The sequence below is a fragment of the Vitreoscilla sp. C1 genome, from assembly GCF_002951955.2.
In the GTDB taxonomy this organism is placed as follows: Bacteria; Pseudomonadota; Gammaproteobacteria; order Burkholderiales; family Neisseriaceae; genus Vitreoscilla; species Vitreoscilla stercoraria.
In genome coordinates this window covers 1,612,504-1,638,778 of record NZ_CP019644.2, presented here as the reverse complement: position 1 = coordinate 1,638,778, position 26,275 = coordinate 1,612,504, and the positions used below count along the sequence as shown (strand labels likewise).

27 protein-coding genes and 7 tRNA genes are annotated in these 26,275 nt (G+C 44.2%); 21 read left to right on the top strand and 13 right to left on the bottom strand.

Annotated features, from left to right (window positions below; all coding sequences use genetic code 11):
* The first annotated feature begins 68 nt into the window (after nt 1-68).
* Both glmM and ADP71_RS08015 read left to right on the top strand, forming a co-directional pair.
* On the top strand, nt 69-1,412 hold the full coding sequence (glmM, locus tag ADP71_RS08020) for a phosphoglucosamine mutase (RefSeq protein ID WP_104931949.1): 1,344 nt from the start codon (nt 69-71) through the stop codon (nt 1,410-1,412).
* 12 nt (nt 1,413-1,424) lie between these two features.
* Nucleotides 1,425-2,039, top strand: coding sequence for a DedA family protein (locus tag ADP71_RS08015; RefSeq protein ID WP_019958044.1), 615 nt, complete (start codon nt 1,425-1,427; stop codon nt 2,037-2,039).
* Between the two features lie 123 nt (nt 2,040-2,162).
* On the opposite strand, the gene guaB is transcribed toward ADP71_RS08015, so the two are convergent.
* Nucleotides 2,163-3,623 carry an IMP dehydrogenase gene (guaB, locus tag ADP71_RS08010; protein ID WP_019958043.1) on the bottom strand — a complete coding sequence of 487 codons (1,461 nt, stop codon included), beginning with the start codon at nt 3,621-3,623 and terminating at the stop codon, nt 2,163-2,165.
* A gap of 161 nt (nt 3,624-3,784) precedes the next feature.
* Here guaB and ADP71_RS08005 point away from each other — a divergent pair, with 161 nt between their 5' ends.
* The 10 genes from ADP71_RS08005 to ADP71_RS07960 all read left to right on the top strand — a co-directional run bounded on the left by ADP71_RS08005 (nt 3,785) and on the right by ADP71_RS07960 (nt 7,528).
* Complete coding sequence (locus tag ADP71_RS08005) at nt 3,785-4,264, top strand: DUF4124 domain-containing protein (protein WP_019958042.1); 480 nt, start codon at nt 3,785-3,787, stop codon at nt 4,262-4,264.
* 20 nt (nt 4,265-4,284) lie between these two features.
* Nucleotides 4,285-6,114 carry an excinuclease ABC subunit UvrC gene (uvrC, locus tag ADP71_RS08000; protein WP_019958041.1) on the top strand — a complete coding sequence of 610 codons (1,830 nt, stop codon included), beginning with the start codon at nt 4,285-4,287 and terminating at the stop codon, nt 6,112-6,114.
* 13 nt (nt 6,115-6,127) lie between these two features.
* Nucleotides 6,128-6,694, top strand: a complete 567-nt coding sequence (gene pgsA, locus ADP71_RS07995; protein WP_026353501.1) for a CDP-diacylglycerol--glycerol-3-phosphate 3-phosphatidyltransferase — start codon at nt 6,128-6,130, stop codon at nt 6,692-6,694.
* 88 nt (nt 6,695-6,782) lie between these two features.
* Nucleotides 6,783-6,858, top strand: a tRNA-Gly gene (locus ADP71_RS07990).
* 26 nt (nt 6,859-6,884) lie between these two features.
* Nucleotides 6,885-6,960, top strand: a tRNA-Gly gene (locus ADP71_RS07985).
* A 32-nt stretch (nt 6,961-6,992) separates the two neighbouring features.
* Nucleotides 6,993-7,068 (top strand) — tRNA-Gly (locus ADP71_RS07980).
* 26 nt (nt 7,069-7,094) lie between these two features.
* Nucleotides 7,095-7,170, top strand: a tRNA-Gly gene (locus ADP71_RS07975).
* Between the two features lie 50 nt (nt 7,171-7,220).
* A tRNA-Cys gene (locus tag ADP71_RS07970) sits at nt 7,221-7,294 on the top strand.
* Nucleotides 7,295-7,344: 50 nt separating this feature from the next.
* A tRNA-Cys gene (locus ADP71_RS07965) sits at nt 7,345-7,419 on the top strand.
* Between the two features lie 19 nt (nt 7,420-7,438).
* Nucleotides 7,439-7,528 (top strand) — tRNA-Leu (locus tag ADP71_RS07960).
* Between the two features lie 624 nt (nt 7,529-8,152).
* Here the strand turns inward: ADP71_RS07960 and ADP71_RS07955 are convergent.
* The 5 genes from ADP71_RS07955 to ADP71_RS07935 all read right to left on the bottom strand — a co-directional run bounded on the left by ADP71_RS07955 (nt 8,153) and on the right by ADP71_RS07935 (nt 12,162).
* Entirely contained in the window at nt 8,153-8,428 is a 276-nt protein-coding gene (locus tag ADP71_RS07955) for a hypothetical protein (RefSeq protein ID WP_019958038.1), read from the bottom strand.
* A 157-nt stretch (nt 8,429-8,585) separates the two neighbouring features.
* The gene (locus tag ADP71_RS07950) at nt 8,586-9,209 is read right to left on the bottom strand and encodes a LexA family protein (protein ID WP_019958036.1); all 624 of its coding nucleotides are present in this window, start codon (nt 9,207-9,209) and stop codon (nt 8,586-8,588) included.
* 101 nt (nt 9,210-9,310) lie between these two features.
* Nucleotides 9,311-10,468, bottom strand: a complete 1,158-nt coding sequence (locus ADP71_RS07945; protein WP_171461057.1) for an FAD-dependent monooxygenase — start codon at nt 10,466-10,468, stop codon at nt 9,311-9,313.
* A gap of 14 nt (nt 10,469-10,482) precedes the next feature.
* On the bottom strand, nt 10,483-11,631 hold the full coding sequence (locus tag ADP71_RS07940) for an FAD-dependent monooxygenase (RefSeq protein WP_104931947.1): 1,149 nt from the start codon (nt 11,629-11,631) through the stop codon (nt 10,483-10,485).
* An 84-nt stretch (nt 11,632-11,715) separates the two neighbouring features.
* Nucleotides 11,716-12,162, bottom strand: coding sequence for a GyrI-like domain-containing protein (locus tag ADP71_RS07935; RefSeq protein ID WP_019958033.1), 447 nt, complete (start codon nt 12,160-12,162; stop codon nt 11,716-11,718).
* A 97-nt stretch (nt 12,163-12,259) separates the two neighbouring features.
* Here ADP71_RS07935 and ung point away from each other — a divergent pair, with 97 nt between their 5' ends.
* The 3 genes from ung (at nt 12,260) to ADP71_RS07920 (ending at nt 15,594) form a co-directional block, all read left to right on the top strand.
* The gene (ung, locus tag ADP71_RS07930; protein ID WP_216603985.1) at nt 12,260-12,952 is read left to right on the top strand and encodes a uracil-DNA glycosylase; all 693 of its coding nucleotides are present in this window, start codon (nt 12,260-12,262) and stop codon (nt 12,950-12,952) included.
* A gap of 66 nt (nt 12,953-13,018) precedes the next feature.
* Nucleotides 13,019-14,695 carry an FMN-binding glutamate synthase family protein gene (locus ADP71_RS07925; RefSeq protein ID WP_171461056.1) on the top strand — a complete coding sequence of 559 codons (1,677 nt, stop codon included), beginning with the start codon at nt 13,019-13,021 and terminating at the stop codon, nt 14,693-14,695.
* 44 nt (nt 14,696-14,739) lie between these two features.
* Complete coding sequence (locus ADP71_RS07920) at nt 14,740-15,594, top strand: hypothetical protein (RefSeq protein WP_104931946.1); 855 nt, start codon at nt 14,740-14,742, stop codon at nt 15,592-15,594.
* Here ADP71_RS07920 and recX read toward each other — a convergent pair.
* Together recX and ADP71_RS07910 are read right to left on the bottom strand one after the other, a co-directional pair.
* Nucleotides 15,591-16,049, bottom strand: coding sequence for a recombination regulator RecX (gene recX / locus ADP71_RS07915; RefSeq protein ID WP_104931945.1), 459 nt, complete (start codon nt 16,047-16,049; stop codon nt 15,591-15,593). The genes ADP71_RS07920 and recX overlap by 4 nt on opposite strands.
* Complete coding sequence (locus ADP71_RS07910; RefSeq protein ID WP_019958027.1) at nt 16,046-16,756, bottom strand: phosphoglycolate phosphatase; 711 nt, start codon at nt 16,754-16,756, stop codon at nt 16,046-16,048. The genes recX and ADP71_RS07910 overlap by 4 nt, the downstream gene beginning before the upstream one ends.
* Nucleotides 16,757-17,032: 276 nt before the next feature.
* Here ADP71_RS07910 and ADP71_RS07905 point away from each other — a divergent pair, with 276 nt between their 5' ends.
* Nucleotides 17,033-17,338 carry a hypothetical protein gene (locus tag ADP71_RS07905; RefSeq protein WP_171461055.1) on the top strand — a complete coding sequence of 102 codons (306 nt, stop codon included), beginning with the start codon at nt 17,033-17,035 and terminating at the stop codon, nt 17,336-17,338.
* Between the two features lie 58 nt (nt 17,339-17,396).
* Here ADP71_RS07905 and ADP71_RS07900 read toward each other — a convergent pair whose 3' ends face one another.
* The 5 genes from ADP71_RS07900 to ADP71_RS07880 all read right to left on the bottom strand — a co-directional run bounded on the left by ADP71_RS07900 (nt 17,397) and on the right by ADP71_RS07880 (nt 20,811).
* On the bottom strand, nt 17,397-17,714 hold the full coding sequence (locus ADP71_RS07900) for a hypothetical protein (RefSeq protein WP_019958025.1): 318 nt from the start codon (nt 17,712-17,714) through the stop codon (nt 17,397-17,399).
* A gap of 62 nt (nt 17,715-17,776) precedes the next feature.
* A complete protein-coding gene (locus ADP71_RS07895; RefSeq protein ID WP_171461054.1) occupies nt 17,777-18,268 on the bottom strand; it encodes a peptidylprolyl isomerase in 492 nt (163 codons plus the stop codon).
* A gap of 19 nt (nt 18,269-18,287) precedes the next feature.
* Nucleotides 18,288-18,857, bottom strand: coding sequence for a peptidylprolyl isomerase (locus ADP71_RS07890; RefSeq protein WP_171461213.1), 570 nt, complete (start codon nt 18,855-18,857; stop codon nt 18,288-18,290).
* A gap of 18 nt (nt 18,858-18,875) precedes the next feature.
* Nucleotides 18,876-19,865 carry a class 1 fructose-bisphosphatase gene (locus tag ADP71_RS07885; RefSeq protein ID WP_019958022.1) on the bottom strand — a complete coding sequence of 330 codons (990 nt, stop codon included), beginning with the start codon at nt 19,863-19,865 and terminating at the stop codon, nt 18,876-18,878.
* 100 nt (nt 19,866-19,965) lie between these two features.
* Nucleotides 19,966-20,811, bottom strand: a complete 846-nt coding sequence (locus tag ADP71_RS07880) for a 23S rRNA (adenine(2030)-N(6))-methyltransferase RlmJ (RefSeq protein ID WP_104931942.1) — start codon at nt 20,809-20,811, stop codon at nt 19,966-19,968.
* Between the two features lie 483 nt (nt 20,812-21,294).
* Here ADP71_RS07880 and cyoA point away from each other — a divergent pair, with 483 nt between their 5' ends.
* From cyoA to cyoE, 5 genes are read left to right on the top strand one after another with little or no spacing between them, the layout of a single operon-like run.
* Entirely contained in the window at nt 21,295-22,272 is a 978-nt protein-coding gene (gene cyoA, locus ADP71_RS07875; RefSeq protein WP_040755708.1) for a ubiquinol oxidase subunit II, read from the top strand.
* 3 nt (nt 22,273-22,275) lie between these two features.
* Entirely contained in the window at nt 22,276-24,276 is a 2,001-nt protein-coding gene (gene cyoB / locus ADP71_RS07870) for a cytochrome o ubiquinol oxidase subunit I (protein WP_104931941.1), read from the top strand.
* Between the two features lie 2 nt (nt 24,277-24,278).
* A complete protein-coding gene (gene cyoC, locus ADP71_RS07865; RefSeq protein ID WP_019958018.1) occupies nt 24,279-24,911 on the top strand; it encodes a cytochrome o ubiquinol oxidase subunit III in 633 nt (210 codons plus the stop codon).
* A complete protein-coding gene (gene cyoD, locus ADP71_RS07860) occupies nt 24,908-25,219 on the top strand; it encodes a cytochrome o ubiquinol oxidase subunit IV (protein WP_019958017.1) in 312 nt (103 codons plus the stop codon). Before cyoC ends, cyoD begins: the two co-directional genes overlap by 4 nt.
* 5 nt (nt 25,220-25,224) lie before the next feature.
* Nucleotides 25,225-26,115, top strand: a complete 891-nt coding sequence (gene cyoE, locus ADP71_RS07855; RefSeq protein ID WP_257793063.1) for a heme o synthase — start codon at nt 25,225-25,227, stop codon at nt 26,113-26,115.
* The last annotated feature ends 160 nt before the right edge of the window (nt 26,116-26,275 follow it).

Below are 26,275 nucleotides of genomic sequence, written 5' to 3'. Positions count from 1 at the left end.
ACTGTCCATGAGGTCATTATGGATTTACAATGACTGTCTTCAATAATTAAAAAATAATGGATTAATGGATGGCAAGGAAATATTTTGGTACAGATGGTGTGCGTGGTTTGGTTGGTAAAGATCCTATTACCCCTGAATTTGTATTGAAATTGGGCTATGCAGCAGGCAAAATATTGGTGGAACGTGAACATGGTCACCGCCCAATGGTTTTGATTGGTAAAGACACTCGTATTTCAGGCTATATGTTAGAAGCGGCTTTGCAAGCTGGTTTCACTGCCGCTGGTGTGGATGTGCGTTTGACTGGTCCCTTGCCAACTCCAGGTATCGCTTATTTGACTCGTGCTATGCGTGTGGATGCGGGTGTGATGATTTCTGCATCTCACAATGCTTTCTATGATAATGGTATTAAATTTTTTGCCAAAGGCGGCGTCAAACTCAATGATGAAATGGAATTGGCAATTGAAGCTGTATTAGACCAGCCTATGAATACGATGGAATCGATGGATTTAGGTAGGGCTAAGCGTATTTCTGGTGCAGATGATCGTTATATCGAGTTTTGTAAATCGACTTTTCCTAATGAATATGACTTACATGGTTTAAAAATTGTGGTCGATTGTGCCAATGGTGCGGGCTATCATGTGGCACCAAAAGTGTTTCATGAGTTGGGTGCACAAGTGATCACGATTGGTTGCGAACCTAATGGTTTTAATATCAATGATGAAGTGGGTGCCACGCATACCAAGGCCTTAGAAGCGGCCGTAGTGGCACATCAGGCTGATTTTGGCATTGCCTTAGATGGTGATGGTGATCGTTTGATGATGGTCGATCGTCATGGACGTGTATTCGATGGTGAAAGCTTGATTTATGTGATTGCCAAAGCCCGTGCACAAAATCACACTTTGGTGGGCGGCGTGGTTGGCACAGTCATGACCAATTTGGCGATGGAGTTGGCATTGAAACAACGCGGGATTGAGTTTTGCCGTGCCAAAGTGGGTGATCGCTATGTGCTAGAACAATTGTACCAACGTGGTTGGCAAGTGGGTGGTGAGGCTTCTGGTCATGTATTGTGCATGGATAAACACAATACAGGTGATGGTATTATTTCAGCTTTGCAAGTGTTTGCAGCTTTGCGCAGTTTGGATAGTGAATTGGCTGAAGTATTGAGCGATTGGGATGCTTATCCACAAACCATGATCAATGTTCGCATTGAAAAAGGTGCGGTATGGGAGCCTGCAGCGCAGCCTGTTTTGGCAGAAGTAGAAGCGCGCTTGGGTGAAAATGGACGTGTGGTTTTACGTGCTTCAGGTACTGAGCCTGTTGTGCGGGTCATGGTTGAGGCGCAAGATGCGTTATTGGCCGAACAAAGCGCACAACAAATTGCCGAAGCGATTCGTCAAGCTGTCGTGTCGTGAAGTTGAATCATTATGAGTTTGATTGATTTATTAGAAAGTTTTTTTGCTGAGTATGGTTATATCGCCGTATTTGGCGTCTTGGTCGCTTGTGGTTTTGGTGTGCCGATTCCAGAAGACATTACCTTGGTTGCTGGTGGTGTTATGGCTGGCTTAGGCCATGCCAATGTACACTGGATGGTAGTCGTGGGTTTGGTAGGTGTGTTGGTGGGTGATGGTTTGATGTTCACAGCTGGCAAAGTCTTTGGCACACGCATTTTGCGCTTTCGTTTGATTGCTCGCATTATGACGCCTGAGCGCTATCTTCAGGTGCAAGAGAAATTTGAAAAATATGGCAATTGGGTGTTGTTTGTGGCGCGATTCTTACCAGGCTTGCGCACACCAATTTTTATTTCTGCAGGCATCAGTGGCAAAGTTTCATATACGCGATTTTTGCTGATGGATGGTTTTGCAGCTTTGATATCGGTACCAATTTGGGTATATTTGGGCGAGTTTGGCGCTGAAAACCGCGATTGGCTGATGGCAAAAGTACATCAATTTCAGATGGTGATTTTCGTTTTATTGGGCATTGGCGCGGTGTTGTTGTTGAGTCATTGGTGGCGCAAGCGTCAAAAAAACAAGACAATGTAAAATCGTTCAATCTCTAAATAAGGTCTGATATAGGCCTTATTTTTTTATGCTGATTAAAAAAGCGTCCTGTAAATATTTACAGGACGCTTGATTCATATAAACAGACCGAATGGTTCGTTCATATTAACGTGCGTGGTAGTTTGGTGCTTCTTTGGTGATTTGCACATCATGTACGTGCGACTCACTCATACCTGCTGCTGTGATTTCCACAAATTCTGCACGTTCGTGCATTGCTTTGATGGATTCGCAACCCAAATAACCCATGCTAGAGCGCAAACCGCCTACCAATTGGTGAATGATGTTCACGATAGGGCCTTTGTAAGGCACGCGGCCTTCAATGCCTTCAGGAACGTATTTGTCGCTGCTAGACACCGTGTCTTGGAAGTAACGATCAGAAGAACCTTGGCTCATCGCACCCAAAGAACCCATACCACGGTAAGATTTGTACGAACGACCTTGGTACAATTCGATTTCACCAGGAGCTTCATCGGTACCTGCAAACATGCCGCCAAGCATCACCGCAGAAGCACCTGCTGCCAATGCTTTAGACACATCGCCTGAAAAACGAATACCACCGTCAGCAATCAAAGGTACGCCAGTGTCTTTTAAAGCTTCTGAAACATTGTGAATGGCCGTCAATTGAGGTACGCCCACACCTGCAACAATACGCGTGGTACAAATAGAACCAGGGCCGATACCGACTTTCACGCCGTCTGCGCCTGCTGCAACCAAATCCAAAGCGGCTTTGGCAGTGGCGATGTTGCCACCAATCACATCTACTTGAGGGTAGGTTTCTTTGACCCAGCGCACGCGGTCAATCACACCTTGGCTGTGGCCGTGAGCCGTATCCACGACAATCACATCCACGCCTGCTGCCACTAAAGCCGCTACACGTTCGTCAGTTTCCGCACCCACACCGACAGCAGCACCGACACGCAAGCTGCCATTGGCATCTTTATTGGCACTTGGGAAGGTTGAGGTTTTCAAGATGTCTTTAACTGTGATTAAGCCTTTCAATTCCCAAGCATCGTTAATCACCAACACACGTTCTACTTTGTGTTCGTGCATGATTTCACGAGCTTCTTCGATTGAACTGCCTTCAGGCACAGTGACCAAACGTTCTTTAGGCGTCATGATAGAAGCCACGGTTTGATCCAAACGTTTTTCAAAACGCAAGTCACGATTGGTTACCAAACCAACGACTTTGCCGTCTTCTATCACTGGCAAGCCAGAAATTTTGTGTTTGCGAATCAAATCAATCAAATCGCGAACCAATAAATTTGGTGCAATGGTCACAGGCTCTTTGACAATACCACTTTCATGACGCTTCACTTTGGCTACAGCACGAGCTTGGCGTTCGATGGTCATGTTTTTGTGCATGATGCCGATGCCGCCTTCTTGGGCGATGGCAATGGCCAATTTGGCTTCAGTGACAGTGTCCATAGCAGCAGACACGAGCGGGATATTTAAAGAAATATTGCGGGTCAAAGGGGTTTTTAGAGAGACGTCGCGAGGTAAGACGGTAGAATGGGCCGGTACCAATAAAACGTCGTCGAAAGTATAGGCTTTTTCGACTATGCGCATTTGAAGCTTCTTTCGTGGTCACAAAGCGAAATTGTATCAAATTTGTGCCTTGGCGTTAAGCTTTTCAAAGTGTAGCGTGACATACCCATGACATCTATTGTGCTTTGAGGCTAAAATAGACATCAATCAATACATAATAATCGTCAAAGGGAACGGGTGACATGAAAAAGTCAGTAAAAAGCATTTTAACAATCGCTTTGATGGGTGCTATCGGTATGGCATCTGCGTCGACTGTTTTTACGTGGAAAGGGCAAAGTGGTAATGCTGTGTATTCAGACACACCGCGCAACTTGACGACCCACAATATCAGTACCATGAATGTGCGCTCACAGACAGTGAACAAAGTCGATTCAGGTGTTTCAGGCAGCCCTGCTGGCGGACAAATTGGTACCACGGCACCAGTAGGCAGTGATGCGAGTTTGGCTGACCAACAAGCAGCGCTCAATGCCAAAGTGGCACTTGAAAACAAGCGTCAAGAAGAAGAAAATAAAAAAGTAGAAGAACAAAATAAGCAAATGCGTTCTCAAAACTGCACCAGTGCAAAAATGAATTTGCAAAACGTGCAAACCAGTAGTCGTGTGAACAATCGCGAAGCTTTGGTAGCAGGCTATCAAGCTGACATCCAAAAATTCTGTAATTAATTTGATGGGCTGTTGGGCATATGTCTTTTGATATTGCAATATTTGTCAGCAGCTTGCCACAATTGCCCGGTGTGTATCGTATGTTTGATGCCGCCGGGCAAGTCCTTTATGTGGGCAAAGCGGTTAATTTGAAAAAAAGGGTGGGCAGTTATTTTCAAAAAACCGATTTGTCGCCACGAATTCAATTGATGCTTAAGCAAGTGGCACATATTGAAATCACAGTGACGCGCTCTGAAGCCGAAGCTTTGGTATTGGAAAACAACTTCATCAAAGCGCTGTCGCCCAAATACAATATCTTGTTTCGTGATGACAAAACCTATCCTTATTTGATTTTGAGTGAGCATGAATTTGCACGCATGGTTTATCACCGTGGCAGTGTCATCGGACGCAAACATTTTTTTGGTCCTTATCCTAATGGCCAAGCAGTGCGACAAAGTATGGAAGTGTTGCAAAAAGTGTTTCAATTGCGTACTTGTGAGGACAGCGTTTTTGCCAATCGCCAACGACCTTGTTTGTTACATCAAATCAAAAGATGCAGCGCGCCTTGCGTGGGTTTGATTGAGGCAAGTAGGTATCAAGAAGTGGTGCAGCAAGCCATTCAATTTTTACAAGGCAAAACCGACCAATTGTTGTTGCAATTACAAGAAAAAATGCAGCAAGCTGCGGAAGAGTTTGAGTTTGAAAAAGCGGCGGTATTGCGTGACCAAATTGTGGCGTTGGGCACTTTGCAATCACAACAATATGTTGATATGCAAGCGGGACAAAAAATTCAAGACATTGATATTTTGTCAGCCGTATTAGAGCAAGGTTTGTTGTGTGTGCATTGGAGTAGTGTGCGTGGTGGGCGTTTGGTGGGAGATCGTCATTTCTTTCCAGAACAATTTGATGCCTCTTGGCAAAGTTTGGAAGACAGTGCGCAAAGTTTCGTCGCGCAACATTATTTAGGCAAAGACAAACCTAAAATCATTCTCAGTGATTTTGTCATCGCACCAGATTTACAGGCCGCTTTGAATCAAGAATCTTCGCAGAATGTGGTTTTTATTACTCAAACCACAGGTCAACGTAAAGTGTGGTTAGAAATGGCGCAGCAAAATGCGCGCATTGCGATTACCCAAAAGCTACAACAAAAAAATACCCAATTGATGCGTTTGGATGCATTGGCGAGTGTGTTAAATAGGCAAGACATACAACGTTTGGAATGTTTTGATATCAGCCATACTCAAGGTGAGGCGACGGTGGCCTCTTGCGTGGTGTATGACGATGGCGCCATGCAGCCTTCGCAATACCGCCGCTTTAATATTCAAACGACGGCGGCAGGTGATGATTACGCTGCGATGAAAGAAGTCTTATTGCGCCGCTATGGCGGCCTGAAAGAAGCGGCAAGTAATGGTGAAACTGTGGTTTGGCCTGATGTGGTGTTGATTGATGGTGGCAAAGGTCAAGTTGCGATGGCAATGCAGGTATGGCAAGAGTTGGATTTAAATGTGATGATTGTCGGCATTGCCAAAGGACCTGAGCGCAAAGCAGGTTTAGAAGAGCTGATTTTGGCGCAAACCAACGAAGTTTTTAGCTTGCCTGCGCAACATCCTGCGTTGCATTTGTTGCAAACCATTCGGGATGAAGCACATCGATTTGCCATTACAGGGCACCGCAATAAACGTGCTAAGACACGATTACAGTCTAATTTACTTGATATTCCTGGTATCGGACCGAAGAGACGCAAGAATTTGCTCACCCGTTTTGGTGGTTTAAGAGGTATGATGGCGGCAAGTAAAGACGATATTGCGCAAGTTGATGGCATCAGTGCCCAATTGGCGCAAATAATATACGACACCTTACATTCATCTTGATCGTGATTTTGTTATGAAGTGGAACATCCCTATTTTATTGACGTGGCTGCGTGTGTGGCTGATACCGGTATTTACGGTTTTATTTTATTTGCCTGATAGCTGGCTCAGTGAAGAGTCGGTCAATTGGTGGGCTGCGATTATTTTTACTGTGGCAGCAGTGACCGATTGGTTAGATGGTTATTTGGCGCGTAAATGGAATCAAACCTCTAGTTTCGGTGCTTTTTTAGATCCTGTGGCAGACAAATTGATGGTGGCTGTGGCATTGATTTTGTTGGTGAGCCTCGACCGCACTTATGCTTTTTTTGCGATGATTATCATTGGCCGAGAAATCACTATCTCTGCGCTAAGAGAATGGATGGCGCAATTGGGTCGACGCAATAATGTTGCTGTGGCACAGATTGGTAAGTTTAAAACAGCGGCGCAAATGGCAGCGATTGTGATGCTTTTGGTGGGTTCTGAAGATTTTTTTGGAATGAATTTGATTTTTTTTGGTAATATTTTAATGGCTGCTGCAGTGATTTTAACTGTTTGGTCAATGTGTTACTATTTAAAGGTCGCTTTTGCTGATTACAAAGAGTGATTTTTATTGAAAAAGGGTGTTGACATAAATTATAGATGCCTTATAATGCACATCTCTTCAGCGATGAAGTGATTAGCAAGACAGAGAGGCGGGAATAGCTCAGTTGGTAGAGCGATACCTTGCCAAGGTATAGGTCGCGAGTTCGAACCTCGTTTCCCGCTCCAAAGTTGCTAATCATGTTTGTTGAATTGCGGGAATAGCTCAGTTGGTAGAGCGATACCTTGCCAAGGTATAGGTCGCGAGTTCGAACCTCGTTTCCCGCTCCAAATTACAATTTAAAAGTTTCAGAAGTTTCAGTGCGGGAATAGCTCAGTTGGTAGAGCGATACCTTGCCAAGGTATAGGTCGCGAGTTCGAACCTCGTTTCCCGCTCCACTAAACTTTTGAACAAGCAGATTTCTGCGGGAATAGCTCAGTTGGTAGAGCGATACCTTGCCAAGGTATAGGTCGCGAGTTCGAACCTCGTTTCCCGCTCCAGTTTCAAAGTTTGATCGAGTTAACCACTTCGATTAAATAGCAGTTTAAATGGCGGGATAGCAAAGTGGTTATGCAGCGGCCTGCAAAGCCGTAGACGCCGGTTCGATTCCGGCTTCCGCCTCCAGTTTAGCAAACTGATTTTGATGTTGAATATTCATTGAAATCATGTATCATGGCGGGGTGGCAGAGTGACTATGCCACAGTTTGCAAAGCTGTGCAGGCCGGTTTAAATCCGCGCCCCCGCCTCCAGTTTCAAGTTTTAAAGTATGCCCGGGTGGTGAAATAGGTAGACACAACGGACTTAAAATCCGTCGACCCTAAACAGGTCGTGCCGGTTCGATTCCGGCTCCGGGCACCACTTTAATACATAAAAAAGCCGCTTAAGCGGCTATTTTTATGCCTATTTAATTGGTCATCGCTGAAAAATCATTGTAGGCGAATCAGACCCATCCAAAGTAAATTCTTCGATATTCAGACTAATCTCACAAAACATCGCTGCTTAAGCGATGCAATCAATCTGCGTTACAGTGAAGCAATATTAAAGTGTATCTGTTTTGAAAAATCTGTGTCTAGGCGACATTATCGACTTTGCCTATGCTAGATGCATTCAAGCAATCAAATCTATGGCAATTGAAATATTGACCGAATTCACGCTCGTAACATGTCAAACTTGGGAACATTAGGCAAATCTCCATTCGATACAACTCACCATCAATATGAAAGTCATCGGGCCAAATTGGAATACTTAGATGTATTGTTTGGTGTGGATGCGATATAAGATTACTGACACATTTTCTGGCAATAAAAAAGAAAAATTTAAAGCGAACAATACATCTCAACAAAGTTGTTTGTTATTGGTTGTGACACAATCAAATAGGATGGCATATTAAGCCATTCATATGTATTTTGAGCGTATAAGCGTCCTGTAAGGTTTACAGGACGCTGAATGAGGATGACACATGGCTTGAAGCAATGATAAATATCACAATTTTTGTAGCAAGCGTTGTTGTTTGTGGGCGAGGCTCAAGCGCATGTGTGTGGCACGGGCAATGAGCAATTGTTGCTCGTGAACAGGATAATTTTGCTTGAGCTCATAGCGCAAAGCGTCTTGTATCGCATCAATGCGTTGTTGCAAATAGTGGATGCGTTTTGTATACAGCCATTTTTGGGCTTTTTTCGGCAAGCTGATGTGTTTGGGCAATGTTTTGGCGCTTTGATAAAACATAGGTGCGTGGTTTTGGGCTGATTTAGGTAACATACAACCGCCTTTTTGAAATGTGTAACTTAAATCAAGTTTAACAAAAGTCGTTTGGATTTGTAAAATGAGCTGGTGTAATTGTGCCGCAGCTGTGGTTTTTTATGAGCATGAAAAAACCGCTGTGGTGACAGCGGTGATTCATATTGGGCTAAACTTTTTATCGTAGCGTTTTGATGATGGAGGTGACCACACCGACGATTTGCCATTGATCGTGTGCTTGGGGTTTGAGTATTGAATAGCGCGCTTGTGCGTTTTCAGGATGTAATTCAAAGTGTGCGGCATGTAAATGCAAGCGTTTGATGGTGAAGTCGTTGCCCGTATCGGCCATGACAATATCACGGTGGCGCGGTGTCAAAGAGCGGTCTATGATGAGTAAATCTTCTTTGTCTATGCCAGCATCTTGCATCGAATCACCACCTGCACGCACCATGAAAGTGTGTTCGGGATGCTCAACCAAATAGCGGTTTAAATCCACATATTCTTCAACATGGGTTTCAATCGGTGAGGGGATGCCTGCGGGGATTTTTTCGGTGGCTAAAGGAATATTGGCTGCTGTTTGCTGCAATAAATTGCTCGGCAAAAGTTTGAAAATTTGTTCAGGCAAGACGGTATCTTGTTGGCAAGCAAGGCGTTGTTGGCGTTTGAGTTGTGCAATGGCATTGTCTAGCATCGGCACCAATGCTTTAGGGACGCGTTTGACCACAGTGGCCAAGGTTTCGGGCTGGCATTTGCGGCCAGCACCTTGGCGTTTACCGCCCCAATGGTTGATTTGGTCTGTCATGGTGAGTCAATATGAGAGTGTAACGTTATTCAAGTGTAGGGCAAAGCGGCGCAAGAAACAAGAAAACTGTCTGTGGCGCCACTGTGGGTTAAGGCGGAATGTTATAAACCCATGGCTTGGCGTATCAAATGGTTTTTCAGGCCGCTTAATTGATTCACCATATTCAGGCCGCTATTGCGTACCCAACTCAAAGGGGTGTTTTGGGGCTTGAACAAGTGGAATAAGCCATCGCAACCCATTTGCATGCTGCGCACTGCATGCAAGCGTTGCGCTTCGTAGCTGCGCAAGGTTTTGAGGCTGCCCCAATCTTTGGCAAGGCGTAACAATTGGCTTAAGGCTTGTACATCACCAAAGCCCAGATTCACACCTTGACCTGCCAATGGATGAATGGTGTGGGCGGCATCGCCTAATAAGGCAATGCGTGGCGCATACATATTGGCAGGGCGGCGTAAAATCAGTTCAAACGCAAAGCGTTTGCCAATAGGCGTGAGTTTGCCCAAGCTGTGTTCGCCTTGAGCGGCAACTTGTTCGGCAAATTCTGCATCGCTTAAAGCCATTAACGCTTGGGCTTGGTGGCTAGACCAGACGATGGAAATTTGTTGTTCAGGCAGCGGCAAATAGGCTAAAACATCACCATCTTTAAACCATTGTCTTGCTGTGGCACCGTGCGGCTTTTGCACTTGATAATTGGCGACGATGCCATGATGGTGATAAGGCTTGGAATCGGTGTGAATATCGGTTTGCGAGCGCACCCAAGAATTGGCACCATCGGCAGCCATTAATAACGGCGCAGACAAAATATCGCCATTGTCCAAATGCAAACTGATGGCGTCGATTTCTTGTGTTAAGGTGGTGGCAGTATGAGCAAAAATGGTGACATTGCAATAAGCATGCAAGCGTTGCCACAAAGCTTGTAGCAACCATCGGTTTTCTACAATCGAAGTCAGGTGTGGTGTGTGTATGGCTTGGGCATCAAATTCAATGCGCCCACCTGCATCACCTTGGACATCCATTTTCAGGACGCTTTGAATGCGTTGGGCTTCAGGCCATGCTTGCAATGAGCGTAAAAAAGCTTCGTTGCTGGGACTGATGGCGTAAATGCGTGCATCCCAATGCTTGTCGGTGGATTGCAAATCCAATGATGGCGGGGAAGGTTCTAGCAATGCAATGTGCTTGCCTTGTTCTGCCAAAGACAAAGCCATGGCTGCACCAACCAAGCCGCCACCCACAATCAAACCATCAAAATACTGTGTATTCATATTTACAGGACGCCTTATAAACCAAAAATCAGGTGTTCAGAGAATTTTTGTCGCAATGGTAAAGACGTGTTCAATACGCTCATGATTGCGCCACGACCGACTTGCAAGAAAGCATGTGGTTGGTCAAAAACGGTGACCAAAGAATGGGTGAAACCGACGATGGTTTTGGCGTCCAAGCGACGGCTGCGGGCATAGGTTTGTCCCAGTTGCCCATTTTTCATTTGGGTGGTGTTTTGGAAAGCCTGTGCTAAAGCTTGGGCATCGCGTACGCCCAAATTCAAACCTTGTGCGGCAACAGGGTGCATGGTTTGTGCAGCATTGCCGATGCAAATCACGCGTCCTGAAGTCACCGATTGCAATTGTTTTAATGCCAATGGAAATTGAATCGCTTCGTCGACCGCTAATAATTCGCCTGCACGAGTACCAAATGCGCTGTCAAATTCTTGTTTGAAATCGGCAAAAGGTAAGTGTGCCAAACGCTGTGCTTCGCTAGGAGTGCGTGTCCAAATCAAGCGGTAATGTTCACCATAAGGCAATAAGGCAAATGGACCCGCTTGGGCAAAACGCTCATATGCCACCCCATTTTGTGCTTGGTCAAAATAAGCTGTGGTGATGTAAGCGTGCTGGTGGTAATTGTATTGGGTTGGGTTCAGATGAGGAATTTGGGCAGTCAATTCGCCACCTTCTGCCAAAATCAACCAATCACAAGTGATTTGCGTGCCATCGGCTAAAGTCACTTGTGCCCAAGAAGACAAGGTTTGGACGTTGCTGACGGCCATGCCCCAATGGCTAGGGACATTTTGTGCATCCAATGCCTGCATGCTTGCACGCATTAATTGTGCATAGTCTATGACTTGACCCATAAATGGCAGATTCAAATCCGTATGGCTTAATAAGGTGCGACCATAAGCATTTTGTTGCGAGATATGCACTTGAGAAATGGCAGTCATGGCAGTGTTGGCCAAATTGACGCCTGCATCTTGAAATGCCATCACGCTATTGTACGACAGTGCCAGTGTGCGTTTGTCTTGAGGTGGGACGGCTTTAGGACGAGCTTCTAATAATAAGATTTGTTGCCCTTGTTGCTGTAATTGCAAGCTGAGCAACATGCCGACAGGGCCTGCGCCCACAATGATGACCGGTACATGCAGTGGCAACATCATTCATCCATCCCATTGGTTTTAACAGCCGCAATTGTACCTCAATTGCTCCAATGACCCACACCGATTGCATCAGTTTGCTGTGATTTACTGATTGGTCGATACCAAAATCTGAGCATTTTCACCATCAGGATAGATTTCTAAGTCAAAACGGTAATTGCGTTGTAAAGCGGCTTCTTGAGCGTGGATGTCGTTCCAAAGTTGTTTGACATCTTCAACCAATTCCGAAGTGGCTTCAAATTGGCAATAGGTTAGCTCAGGAATTTTCAAGCGGCGAAAACCGCTAGGCAAGGGCGCTTCTGTATCGGTTTGCATGCCTAACCAGACACTAAAACCTTTTTCGCTGTTTGGATGGTAATCGGTGTAAATCAAAAACACATCATCGTTGAGGCTGAAATCCAGTTGCTCAGGTACGTCTTCCAAATAAAAACGCCGCCATAATTTGGCCAAATCATTCTTGGCTTGGTTATTGTGCCAAGTGGTATGGATGTGCAAGCCGGTCAATTCAAATGCCGGTAATGTGGTGATATTCATAAAAAACCGTCCTGTACAAACCGCTTGAAGGATGTTCTTACGAGAATGTAATAAGCATACAAGTTCAATATGGCTGCGGTAAAATGACGTTATTGTAATGAAATTGAGTAAAAAAGCGATGGATACAAGTGGGTTGACTTGGGCAACAGCATTAGAATTGGAACAGCAACAAGCATATTTTGTACAATTACAAAGCCAAGTGGCTGCCGCGCGTGCCCAAGGGTTAGCAGTGTATCCGCCTGCCAATGAAGTTTTTTATGCTTTAGATGTGACACCTTTACACACGGTCAAAGTGGTGATTTTGGGACAAGATCCTTATCACGGTCCGCATCAAGCGCATGGTTTGGCATTTTCTGTACCAGAAGGTGTTGCTATCCCGCCATCATTGCGTAATATTTACAAAGAATTGATGACAGATATTGAGGGTTTTCAAATTCCGATGTACGGACAATTGGATGCGTGGGCGCAACAAGGGGTATTATTGCTCAATACGGTTTTGACCGTGGAAGCAGGTAAAGCAGGTTCACATGCTAAATGGGGTTGGGAACGATTTACCGATAAGATTATCGATGTGTTGAATCATGAAAAAGAGCATGTGGTATTTTTATTGTGGGGTGCGCATGCACAAAAAAAAGGTGCCATGATAGACCGCTCGCGTCATTTGGTCTTGAATGCTGTTCATCCATCACCATTATCAGCCCACCGAGGTTTCTTTGGTTGTCGCCATTTTTCACAAGCAAATGCTTATTTAGAGCAAAATCAGCAGTCAGTTATTGATTGGCAGTTATGATTTTGTAGCATTGCTTGCGATGCTGGTGATGAAATCAATATTTGGGTGGGGGTAAGGAGTTTTATTATGAGTGCATCATCTACACCCAAACAACACAGCCGTTGGCTTAACCGCTTTCCTAGCTCTTACTCTATACGTTATGGGGTTTGGGTGTTGAGCATGTTGATTGTTGTATGTCATTTGTTTAGCGACCATTTATTGGGCTTTTTTTTCAGTACAGGCACACAAAACGTGGTGTTTGTCATCGCTTGTTTGGCTATGCTGCTTGGGTTTTATGATGTACAGCAAAAAAAACACAGCATTTGGCGCAATTATCCAGTCATTGGTCATTTTCGTTGGATATTTGAAGCCATCCGTCCTGAAATTCGCCAATATCTGATTGAAGCAGACAACGAGGCTTTGCCGTTTACCCGTGCACAACGCTCGTTGGTATACCAACGGGCCAAGTCTGTGAGTGCTGATAAGCCTTTTGGCACAATTATCGATGTCTATCAAACAGGCTATGAATTTATGTTGCATTCGGTCGTGCCTGCCAAACATGCCAATGTGGATGATTTTCGGATTCAAATTGGCAATGAACAATGTCAACAGCCGTATTCTGCTTCTATTTTCAATATTTCAGCCATGAGTTTTGGCAGCCTCAGTGCCAATGCCATTCGAGCTTTGAATGCAGGGGCCGCGCGTGGGCATTTTTACCATGATACGGGCGAGGGCAGCATCAGTCCTTATCATTTGGAAGCAGGTGGCGATTTGGTGTGGGAATTGGGCAGTGGTTATTTTGGTTGTCGCGATGAAAAAGGACAATTTGATCCTGAGCGTTTTGCCAAACAAGCAGCTTTACCCAGCGTCAAAATGATTGAAATCAAAATGAGCCAAGGTGCTAAACCAGGTCACGGTGGGATTTTACCCAAAGAAAAAATCACACCATTGATTTCACAAGTGCGTGGCGTACCAATGGGGCAAGATTGTGTGTCACCTGCTTCTCATTCGGCTTTCAGGACGCCTTTGGAAATGATGCATTTTATTGCCCAATTGCGTGAACTGTCTGGTGGTAAGCCAGTCGGTTTTAAATTGTGTATTGGTCAGCCGTGGGAATTTATGGGTATGGTCAAAGCCATGTTGGAAACAAAAATTTATCCTGATTTTATTGTGGTGGATGGTTCTGAAGGTGGTACGGGTGCGGCGCCGATTGAGTTCACAGATTATTTGGGCACACCGCTGCGCGAAGGGTTGTTATTTGTGCACAATACTTTGGTAGGGGCTGGTTTGCGCCAGCATATTAAAATTGGTGCCAGTGGTAAAATCGTTTCGGCATTTGAAATTGCTCGCACTTTGGCAGTCGGTGCTGATTGGGTCAATTCTGCGCGCGGGTTTATGTTTGCTTTGGGCTGCATACAATCACAAAGTTGTCATACAAATCGTTGTCCGACAGGCGTGGCTACACAAGATGAAGACAGACAAAAAGCGTTGGTGGTCGAAGACAAAGCATCAAGGGTTTATCATTTTCAACACAATACTTTAAAAGCTTTGGCTGACATGATTGCCGCTTCTGGCTTGGGACATCCTAGTCAAATCAGGGCGGAGCATTTGGTGGCGAGGGTGTCTGAAATAGAGATTAAAAGTTACCGTCAGATGCATTATTTTATGCGTGATGGTGAATTATTGAACGGGAAATCTAAAAGCCCATTTTATGCACGCATGTGGAGTTTGGCACGAGCGGACAGTTTTAAAGGCAATTCATAATATTTTTTGATTCAAAACGCCACTAAAAATACAAGGGAATAGATATGTTGAATGTTGAACAATTAAGAAAATGTTATCCGTTGATTGTTACCCCTAGCCATGATGGCAAGTTTTTTTACAATTATGTTTTATCGATATTGAATTTACAAAATACTGCCATGAGTATTGGTATGCCAATGCAATTTTTATTGCAACAAGGTGAAAGCTTGGTGACTCGTGCGCGTAATAATTGTGTGGCACAATTTTTAGACAATCCTGAATGGACGCACTTGTTTTGGATTGATTCTGATATTGGTTTTAGCGCGGATGCTGCTTTACGCTTGTTGGCAGCAGATTATGATATTGCTGCTGGCGTTTATCCATTGAAATACGATGTTTGGCCACAAGAAGGTTTTCCTGCCGGCATAACCAAAGAGGCGTATCAGGCTTTGTATCAGCGTTATACTGTCAATGCTCGTTGTGAGGTCGATGCCACAGAGTTTCATATTCATATACAAGAAGATGGTTTTATTGCCATGGCTGAAGCACCGACTGGCTTTATGGTGATTAAGCGTCAAGTGTTTGAGCGTATGATGCAGCATTATCCTGAGTTACAATACCAATCAGACAGCATTGGATTTGAAAACAAAGGTTTGCATTATCGACTTTTTGATGTCATGGTCGACCCTGAAACCAAACGTTATTTGTCCGAGGATTATGGATTTTGTCGCTTGTGGGAAGGCATGGGTGAAAAAATTTATGTGGATGCATTGAGCAAATTAACCCACCAAGGTACCAAAGTGTATGAAGGCAATTATGGTGCTGCTTTAAGGGATAATTTGGGCAATGCCGTACCATGTAAAGAAGGGTTGAAATTATTTTTACATGGTACGGACCATTTGCAAAAACTCATGCCTTAATCAGTCGGTTCCTCGGTTTCTTGCCACAAGCGCAATGCCGAATGGATGACATCCATATCAAAACCACGATAAGCCAAAAAACGCATGTATTTGAGCTTCATCGTGGCTTCGCTGTCATAAGCCTTGAATTTCTTAGACACGACTTCTAAAGCGGTTTCAATTTGTGCTGATTTGGATGGCAAAGCGTCCTGAAACAAATCAGCATCTACCCCTTTTTGTTGCAATTCTTGTTGCAAACGCCGATTGCCCAAACGCCTGCTTTTGCTGTGTATCAGCGTTTCGGCAAAGCGTTGGTCTGATTGCCAACCAGCTGCTTCTAAATGGTCTAGTAATGTGTCGATTTCTTGTACATCTTCACAATATTTGGACAATTTTTGCCGCAGTTGCAAGCGGCTGTATTCGCCTTGACTGAGTAGCTCAAAAGCGCGAAAACGCAGGGTTTTTTCTGGTTTCATCGTTGCGGATCGTCTTGGCGCACGGCGTCGTACAATTGCACAATCGAATGAATGACCACATCTGCACGGGTTTGTGGGTCCTGTGCCAATAGATTCATGTCTTCATAACCATAATCGACACCAATGGCCATAGCACCCGCAGCGCGCGCAGACAAAATGTCATTGTGTGAATCGCCAATCATGGCAATTTTATTCGCATCGACATTTAAAACTTCGGCAACATGTTGCAAAGGCAAAGCCGATGGTTTTTTCTCAGACAAAGTGTCACCACCGATGACCAAACTGAATTCATCCAATAAGCCCAAATCTGCCAATAATTTGACTGCAAAACGCTCGGCTTTGTTGGTAACAACGACCACAGGTAGATTTTGAGAACGCAATAAAGTCACACCATCTACCACACCTGCATAAGGGCTGCTGTAGTCGGCAATGTGTTCGTAATAATGCTTGGCAAACAAAGCAAAACCTTGTTGCCACAAATGGCCTTCTGCCAAAGCCTCGTGGTCATTGGTCAAGGCGCGGTGTACCAAACGACCCATACCATCGCCGACAAAGCTTTTTAAAGTTTCCAAAGGCAAGTGTTCCATGCCCAAAGCCTCGCGCATGGCGTTGGCAGAAATGGCCAAATCTTTAATAGAATCGACCAAAGTGCCGTCTAAGTCGAATGCAAAAGCTTGAATGTGGTGTAAATCTAATTTGGGGCTCATGGTAGCAAAGCGTCCTGTAAACAATATGGCACAAATTATACGGGCTTATACCAATAGGTGCGAATTTTGCACCATGACAAAATATTGCTGACAAAGATGAATGTGGATTGTTAATGTGCATATTGTTGTTTTCAGCAGCCATACAAGCGGGTGAAACTTGCTGATACAGCATATGCAAACCATATGATGCGCCAACAGATATGGCGGTGGTATGAGGCATCAAAATGGGAGCTGCTCGGCTCAATATAGGCTATGACAAAATTTGAGGAGAATACAATGCAAAAATGGCAATGGATGGTGGCTTGCTCGGTTTTATGGATGGCGACAATGCCATCGGTACAAGCGCAACCGCGCGGTGTTGATAACCCCGATAAAGTGGGATTGATGGGCTGGGTACATACACCGCCTACCAATATTCGTTCTGCACCGAATGGTAAAATTCAGTGTGTCGTGCGCCGAGAAGGGTACATTCGTTTATTTGGTTCTAGTGGTGTGCAAGACTCGAATGGCGAATGGTATTACACAGATTACTGCGGCAAAATGGGCATGATTCATACAACTCAGTTTGTCATTCCTGATTGAGATGGATTAAAAAAAGCGTCCTGTAAGCATTTACAGGACGCTTTTAGGTATGAATGGTTTATTTCTTGTAATCTACATAAATTTTGTTGTTGACGATGTCGCGCCCGATTTCATAATCGGGATTGAGCGTCAGCAAATTGTGTGCAGCGATGCCAGCAAAAGAAAGCGCACCTGCACCGACTAAAATGCTGGCTCCTGCTGCTGCAATGCGGTTGCGTGTGTAAACACGGCAACGCAAACCTTGCGCTTCGATGGCTGACTCCAGCAATTTGCTGGTGTCGAGCATGTCACCGCTCAAGCTGGTCACGACAAAACTGCGTTTTTGTGCAATCAAATCGGTCAATTGTTTTTGTACTTCAATCAAAGTATATTCCATGCAATAGTCCTTTTTATCAACAACAGTTTGTATTCAAGCCATTCAGTGTGGGTTGTGTACAGTTACACAATTTCCGCTTTGGTAATCACTACCGCTTCTTTAGGCACATCTTGGTGGTAGCCTTTGTTGCCTGTTTTTACCAATTCAATTTGGTCAACCACATCAAAACCTTCAACTACTTTGCCGAATACAGCATAGCCGAAACCTTGTGCATTAGGCGCTTTGAAGTTTAAGAAGCTGTTGTTAGCAGTGTTGATGAAAAATTGAGCCGAAGCTGAATGAGGCGCAGAAGTGCGAGCCATCGCAATGGTATATTTGTCGTTAGCCAAGCCGTTTGCAGCTTCGTTTTCGATGGTGGCACGAGTGGCTTTTTCGCTCATATTTTCATCCATGCCGCCGCCTTGAATCATGAAACCTTTGATAACACGGTGGAAAATCACGCCATCGTAAAAACCATCTTTGACATATTGTTCAAAGTTTGCGGCAGTGATAGGAGCTTTTTCATGATCCAATTCGATGGCGATTACGCCGAAGTTAGTATGTAATTTAATCATAATCGTCTTCTTTCAGTGATTATTGGGTTTTTAAAACTGTGACTTTTTTAATCACAATAGGGGTAACAGGCACATCGCTGTGACCATTTTTGCGAGAAGTTTTGGTTTTCGAAATTTGGTCGACCACTTTTTTACTGGCATCATTGCTGACATGACCAAATACCGCATAGCCTGCACCAGATGGTGTTGGACCACGATAATTCAAGGCATCGTTGTTTTTCGTGTTGATGAAAAATTGGCTGGTTGCAGAATGAGGCGCTTGAGTGCGAGCCATGGCGATGGTGTATTGGTTGTTTTTCAAACCGTTGCTGGCTTCATTTTTAATGGGATGGTCTGTTGGTTTTTGTGCCATATTGCTGTCAAAACCACCACCTTGTATCATAAAACCATCAATCACACGGTGAAAAATCGTACCGTTGTAAAAACCTTTGTTGGCATAGCTGACAAAGTTTTTCACAGTCGTCGGTGCTTTTTTCTCATCCAACACCAAATCAATATTGCCCACTGAAGTTTCAATGCGCACAGTCGTGGCTGCAAAACTGCTCATGGCCACGCTCAGTAACAAACTTGCAAACAGACTTTTTTTCATCATCACGTTTTCCTTGTATTAAGCTTGCATATTGCTGCTGACGTGTTTTTCGGTGACATACGACACTTCATCTGTGCTGCCTAAAACCACAGATACGCGTTGGTGTAAGCCTTGTGGTTGGATGTCCAAAATATTTTCGTGGGCATTGGTTGAAGCACCGCCTGCTTGTACTACCAACAAACTCATTGGATTGGCTTCGTACATCAAACGCAATTTGCCTGCTTTGCTTGGGTCACGGCTGTCTTTGGGATACATGAACACACCGCTGCGCATCAAAATGCGGTGTACTTCGGCAACCATCGATGCAACCCAGCGCATATTGTAATCTTTGCCACGTTTGCCCGTTTTGCCTTCTAACAATTCTGCGACATACGTTTGCATCGCCGATTGCCAATGGCGTTGGTTAGACATGTTGATGGCAAATTCTTTGGTGCTTGGGCTGATTTGGCAAGTATCGCGCGTCAACACAAATTCGTTGGCATCGTTCAATGTGAATACAAATACACCATGGCGCAAAGTCAAAACGAACAAAGTTTGAGGGCCATACAAAGCATAACCGCTGGCCACTTGTTGGTTACCTGCTTGTAAAAAGCTGTCCAATTCCAATGTGCCTTCGTGTGGTAAAATGGAAAAAATCGTACCAATTGAAATATTCACATCAATGTTAGATGAGCCGTCTAATGGGTCGAACAACACCAAATATTTGCCATCGACATTGCCCGCTACAAAGTTGTCTTCTTCTTCAGAGGCCAAACCCGCTACATGCTTATTGCCCTGTAAAGCCTCTACCAACATATTGTTGGCAATCACGTCCAATTTTTTTTGGTCTTCGCCTTGTACATTGCCGCTGCCTGCTTCGCCGATGATGCCAGCCAAATCACCCAAACGGACTTTGCTGCTGATGGCCACACAGGTGTCCGCAACCGTGTTCATCACATCAATCAAAGCGGCGTCAATTTGGTGGGCGCTGGCGTGTTCTTGTAAAAATGCACGTAAGTTTTGTGCCATGGTGGTTCTGTCCTTGTTTGCTGAATCTGAAGAAACGATATTACAGGGCGCTATTTTAGTACAGCTGCGTCATATCGCCCATGTTTTTAATCTATTTGTCTTAGGCAATTTTGTGTTCCAGCGTGAAGTTGGCGCTGTTGTCTTGTGCCAAAATTTGGGTCAATACAGGCAAAGCGGCCTGTAATTGTTCGACCAACATAAATGGCGGGTTGATGACAAACATACCGCTGCCAAACATGCCAAAACCATCCGCACGTGGCGCATGCACAGACAAATGTGCTTGCAAATAATTGTTTGGGCTTAAGGCAGGCAATTGTTTAACCAATTTTTGGCTGGCTTCACGACTGAGTAAGGGATACCACAATAAATACGTACCTGTGGCAAAGCGTTTTTGAGCGTCCTGTAAAGTGCTGATGACATCACGATAGTCTTGTGCGGTTTCATACGGTGGGTCAATCAGCACCACGCCACGACGGCTCGCTGGTGGCATGGTGGCAATCAAACCTTGATAACCATTGTCTTTGCTCAATTGGATTTGACGACCACGATGCAAAGTGCCGATATTGTGGCGCAAAATATCAAAATCACTGGGATGCAATTCATACAGCTTGGCTTTGTCGTGTTCGCGCAGCATCGAAGCTGCGAGCCAAGGTGAACCGCAATAATGCTGGTCACTTTCTAAAATCGAATTGACATGACTCACAAAATCACCCAAGAGGGGAGGGAGGTTTTGAGCTTGTTGCAGCAAAGCCCAGCCTTGTTTGTATTCACCAATTTTTTGCGCATAAGCGTCCTGTAAATCATACAAGCCTGCGCCAGAATGGGTATCGACATAGGTATAAGCTTTGTCTTTGCGATTGTAATATTGCATCACCAAATACAAAACCAAGTGTTTGAGCATGTCGGCATGATTGCCGGCGTGAAAGGCGTGGCGGTAACTGAGCATTGTGGGTATTTCGTCAAAAAAACAAAGGGTATTGTAACATTGAAGAATTATGAAGCGGCATTTAGCCACAGATTTTTGATGGCATGGGCTGATATCGTTAAAGTTAAGGCTCGAAAAATAATTTACATTTAAATATTCAGGGTGTTAGTTTTTGTAAACAGGGTGTATAGCCATTTTTTATCAGCATGGTGTGGTTGATTTTATTGCGATTGATATAAGTGCCTTAAGTAAAATAGTTCCGTTTTTTACTTAACCAAAATCAAATTAGAGTCAAATTGAGCAACTGCTTATGGGTTTAAACCATGAAATTTCGTTAACTTCCTGATAGAATTACGGAGTTATAAGTTAATAACTTGGCTGCATTTGACCTCATGATGTTGATTTATTTGGGTTTATTGTCGTAAAAACGGTAAATTTCAGTAAGTGGGCATGGTGAGGTTTTAGTGCTTTTGTAAAAATCAAAGATTATTTGAGGTCACGCTCATGAAGCAGATGATTCAGGTCTTATCTTTTATCACGTTGGCGGCATTGCTTGCTGGTTGTGGTGAGGGGTATGTGCTGATCGATTCCAAAGGACAGGTTGGTATCGAACAGCGTAATTTGATCTACATCCAAATTGTGATGATGTTGTTGGTGGTGATTCCCGCCATCGCGATGTCATTGTGGTTTGCATGGAAGTATCGCCATAACAACAAGGCAGTAGAAAAAGAGTACGCACCAAATTGGGACTATTCTCACAAGATTGAAATGTGGGTTTGGGCTGTACCGTGTATCATTATTTTGATTATGGCAGTCATTTCATGGCGTGCCACTCACAAATTGGATCCATACCGTCCATTGGATTCTGATAAAGAGCACATTCAGATTCAAGCGATTGCAGCGCCTTATCAATGGGTATTTGTATATCCAAATGAAAACATTGCAACCGTAAATGAAATCTATTTCCCTGATAATCAGCCTGTGAATTTTGTCATCACATCTGATTTTTCAATGAACTCATTCTTCATCCCTCAATTGGGTGGTCAAGTGTATGCAATGGCGGGTATGAAAACCCAATTGCATTTGATCGCGAATGAGCAAGGTGTCTATGAAGGCACATCAGCTAACTACAGTGGTCACGGTTTCTCTAAAATGAAATTCAAAGCCCATGCTGTAAGTGGTGCTGAATATGAGAATTGGATTAAACAAGTTAAAGCGTCTCAAAACACTTTGACTATGCAAAAATTCAAGTCTTTGCAAGAACCTGTGCGTCAAACCACTGTTGGTGTGCCACATGTAAAACGTACTGAGTCTCCTAAACCAGAGCCAGTGCAATACTTCGGTACTGTGGAAAACAATCTGTTCCAAAACATTGTTGACCAATACATGCGTTCAAAACATTTGAGTCAATCTGTTAACAGTAGCAGTGAGCCGGTTGCCACCAGTGCGCCAGTTGCTGCATCTGCTGCAGGAGGAAATTAATCTATGTTAGGTAAACTCGATTGGAGTGCCATCCCCGGAGATCCTATCGTCATTGTGACGATGATCGCGATGGCACTGGGCGGTATCGCCGTAGTAGGAGCTCTGACTTACTTTAAAAAGTGGGGCTATTTGTGGAACGAGTGGTTCACATCGGTTGACCACAAACGTTTGGGCATCATGTACATCATCGTTTCTTTGGTGATGTTGGTGCGTGGTTTTGCCGATGCATTTATGATGCGTTTGCAATTGTCTATGGCTGCCAGCGGTGGACCAGGCTATTTAACACCTGAACATTACGACCAAATCTTTACTGCCCATGGCGTCATCATGATTTTCTTCGTGGCGATGGGCTTGGTTGTGGGTTTGATGAACGTGGTGGTACCTTTGCAAATTGGTGCACGTGACGTAGCTTACCCATTGCTGAACAATTTCAGTTTTTGGCTATTCGTGTCTGGCGTCATTTTGGTGATGGCATCTTTGGTCATCGGTGAGTTTGCAGCTGTAGGTTGGTTGGCTTATCCACCATTGTCAGGTATTGATTACAGTCCTGGCGTGGGTGTGGATTACTATATCTGGGCATTGCAATTGTCAGGTTTGGGTACCTTGTTGACTGGTGTGAACATGGTTGTAACCATCTTGCGCATGCGTACACCTAGCATGTCTTTGATGCAAATGCCTATCTTCACTTGGACCACTTTGGTGGCTGCCATGATGATTTTGGCAACTTTCCCTGTGTTGACTGCGACTTTGGCTATGTTGACTGTGGACCGTGTGATGGACTTCCATTTCTTCACTAATGACTTGGGTGGTAGCCCAATGTTGTATGTGAACTTGATTTGGACTTGGGGTCATCCTGAGGTTTACATCTTGGTATTGCCAGCATTTGGTATTTTCTCTGAAGTGGTATCTACTTTCTCAGGCAAGCGTTTGTTCGGTTACAGAGGCATGGTTTATGCTTCTGGCGCGATTGCAGTATTGTCGATGATTGTATGGGTGCATCACTTCTTCACCATGGGCGCAGGTCCTAGCGTGAATGCATTCTTTGGTATCATGACCATGGTCATTGCCATTCCTACTGGTGTGAAAATCTTTAACTGGATCTTCACCATGTACAAAGGCAAAATTCGCTTTGAAGTGCCAATGTTGTGGGCAGTGGGTTTCTTGGTAACATTTACTGTTGGTGGTATGACGGGCGTATTGTTGTCTATTCCGCCTGCTGACTTTGTAGTACACAACTCTTTGTTCTTAGTAGCTCACTTCCATAACACCATTATCGGTGGTGTGGTATTTGGTTTGATGGCTGGTTTGACGTTCTGGTGGCCAAAAATGTTTGGCTTCAAGTTGAATGACCGTTTGGGCCGCGCTTCTTTCTGGTGTTGGTTCTGGGGCTTCTGGTTGGCATTCGTTCCGTTGTACATCTTGGGCTTCATGGGTATGACTCGCCGTATGAATACAATCGGCTTAGATCATCCTGAATGGGCACCTTACTTGCACGTTGCATTCATCGGTGCTGTCGTGATTGCCATCGGTATTGGTTTGACTGTGTTGAACATCTTGTGGTCTATCAAAGTGTACTTGACCGATAAGAGCAATGCTGATGTGACTGGTGATCCATGGGGAGGTCGTACTTTGGATTGGGCAACTTCTTCACCGCCTCCATTCTACAACTTTGCTAAATTGCCAGAAATCAATGACATTGATCAGTTCTGGTATGACAAAGAACATGGTAAAGCATATCCAAACAATGTGAAATATGAAGAAATCCACATGCCGAAAAACCGTACTGTTGGTGTGGTGATGGCTGGCTTGTTGACTGTATTTGGTTTCGCGTTTGTATGGCATATCTGGTGGTTGGTAGCAGTGAGTTTGATTGCGACCATCGGCGCTTTCATCATCTCTTCATTCAACACCAAACACGACTACTATGTTGATGTGGACACTGTTAAAAAGACAGAAGAAGCACAGTTAAAACGTGTTCGTGAATACCAAGAATCTCGAGGTTAATTATGACAACAACTACTAATGTAAATGATGCTCATCACCACGATGACCATCACGATCATGATGCGGTGGTAAATGCCAATGCCTCTTTGGGCTTTTGGATTTACATCATGACCGACTTGATTTTGTTCTGTACCTTGTTCATTGGCTTTCAAGTGTTGCGTGAACATTCAGCCGGTGGTGCGACTGAATACGAAATTTTCAAAGATACTTTGGGTTTTGTGTTTGTTGAAACCATCGTATTGTTAGCCAGTAGCTTTACTTTTGGCATGGCGCATTTTGCCCAAGCACAAAAGAATGTGGCGAAATTGCAATTTTGGTTGATTGCAACCTTTGTTTTGGGTGCCATCTTCATCGGCATGGAAGTGTATGAGTTCTCTCATTTGATTCATGCTGGTCATACGCCACAAAGCAGTGCTTTCTTGACTTCATATTTCAGCTTGGTAGGTACTCACGGCTTGCACGTGACTTCAGGTTTGATTTGGTTGGCGGTGTTGATTGTACAAGTGGGCAAGTTTGGCTTGGATAATCCAGCGGTGAACCGTCGTTTGATGATGTTGAGTATTTTCTGGCACTTTTTGGACATCGTTTGGGTGTGTGTTTACACTGAAGTTTACTTATTGGGAGCCATTCAATGAGTTCACATAACAATCATGATGCCGGCTCAGTCAAACAATATGTTGTGGGCTTTATCATCTCTATCATCTTGACCGTGATTCCATTCGGTATGGTGATGGGTGGCATGCCTAAAGGCATTACCGTAGCGACTTTGGTGATTACCATGTTTGCTCAGGTTTGGGTGCAGTTGGTGTTCTTCTTACACATGAAACGAGAAGACGCTCAAAGATGGCACATTGCCTCTTTTTGGTACACTTTCTTGACCATCGCCATTTTGTTCGTTGGCTCGGTTTGGATTTTGTCTGAATTGCATTCTTTCATGATGTAAGAGCTGTGCAAACAACGACGTTTAAGCGCTATTGGGGCTTAATCAAACCAGGAATCGTGTTTGGTAACATGATTCCTGTGTTAGGTGGCTTCTTACTGGCTGGACCAAGTTGGAAAGATTGGCCAACATTGCTTTGGGTGATGTTGGCCACCTTCTGTTTGGTAGGCTCAGCATGTGTATTCAATAATTATTATGAACGTGACATTGATGGTTTGATGTCGCGAACCCAAAACCGTCTATTGGTACAAGAATCCGTACCCAAATGGCAGGTGATGGGCATTGCTCTGGTGTTGTTCTTTGCTGCCATGGCTATTTTGGCATCTATGAATATCGTGACTTTATTGGTCGGTATTTTTGGATTTGTGGTGTATGTCATGATTTACACCATGCTTTTAAAACGCCGTTCCATTCATCAAACCACCTTGGGCAGTTTCTCAGGGGCATGTCCGCCTGTGATGGGTTATTGCAGTATCAGTGGTGTCTTCAACATCGACGCTTTTTTCATTTTCATGCTGTTTGCTTTTTGGCAAATTCCACATTCTTATGCCATTGCGGTTTTCCGCCAACAAGATTATGCCAACGCGCAAATTCCTTTGTTGCCATTGGTTAAAGGCGTGTGGCATACCAAAAAAGCCATGATTGCTTATTGGGCTTTGTACATGGCAAGTGGTGTGGCTTTGTATGCTTATGGCACAGTCGGTTGGGTCTTTTTAGCCATTTTTGGTTATTATGGCTTGCGTTGGGGATACATTGGTTGGCAAGGTTTTGATGCTGAGGACAACGATCAATGGGCGAGAAAATTTTTCTTTTATTCCATCAAAGTGATGATGATGTTTAGCCTAGGTATTGTCATTGATACCACAGTGAAACATTTGTTGCCGCATATTTATTTTTGAATGCATTTACAGGACGCTTAAAATCAAGCGTCCTGTAATTTTTTGTGCATTTGAAATGGCTTTATTTTATCGATAGAGAAAATCTTAAATCATTGCTTAATCTTAAGCACAGATATGATAGTATTGAAAGCGTTTCGCCTGATGGCGATGAGTGTCGATT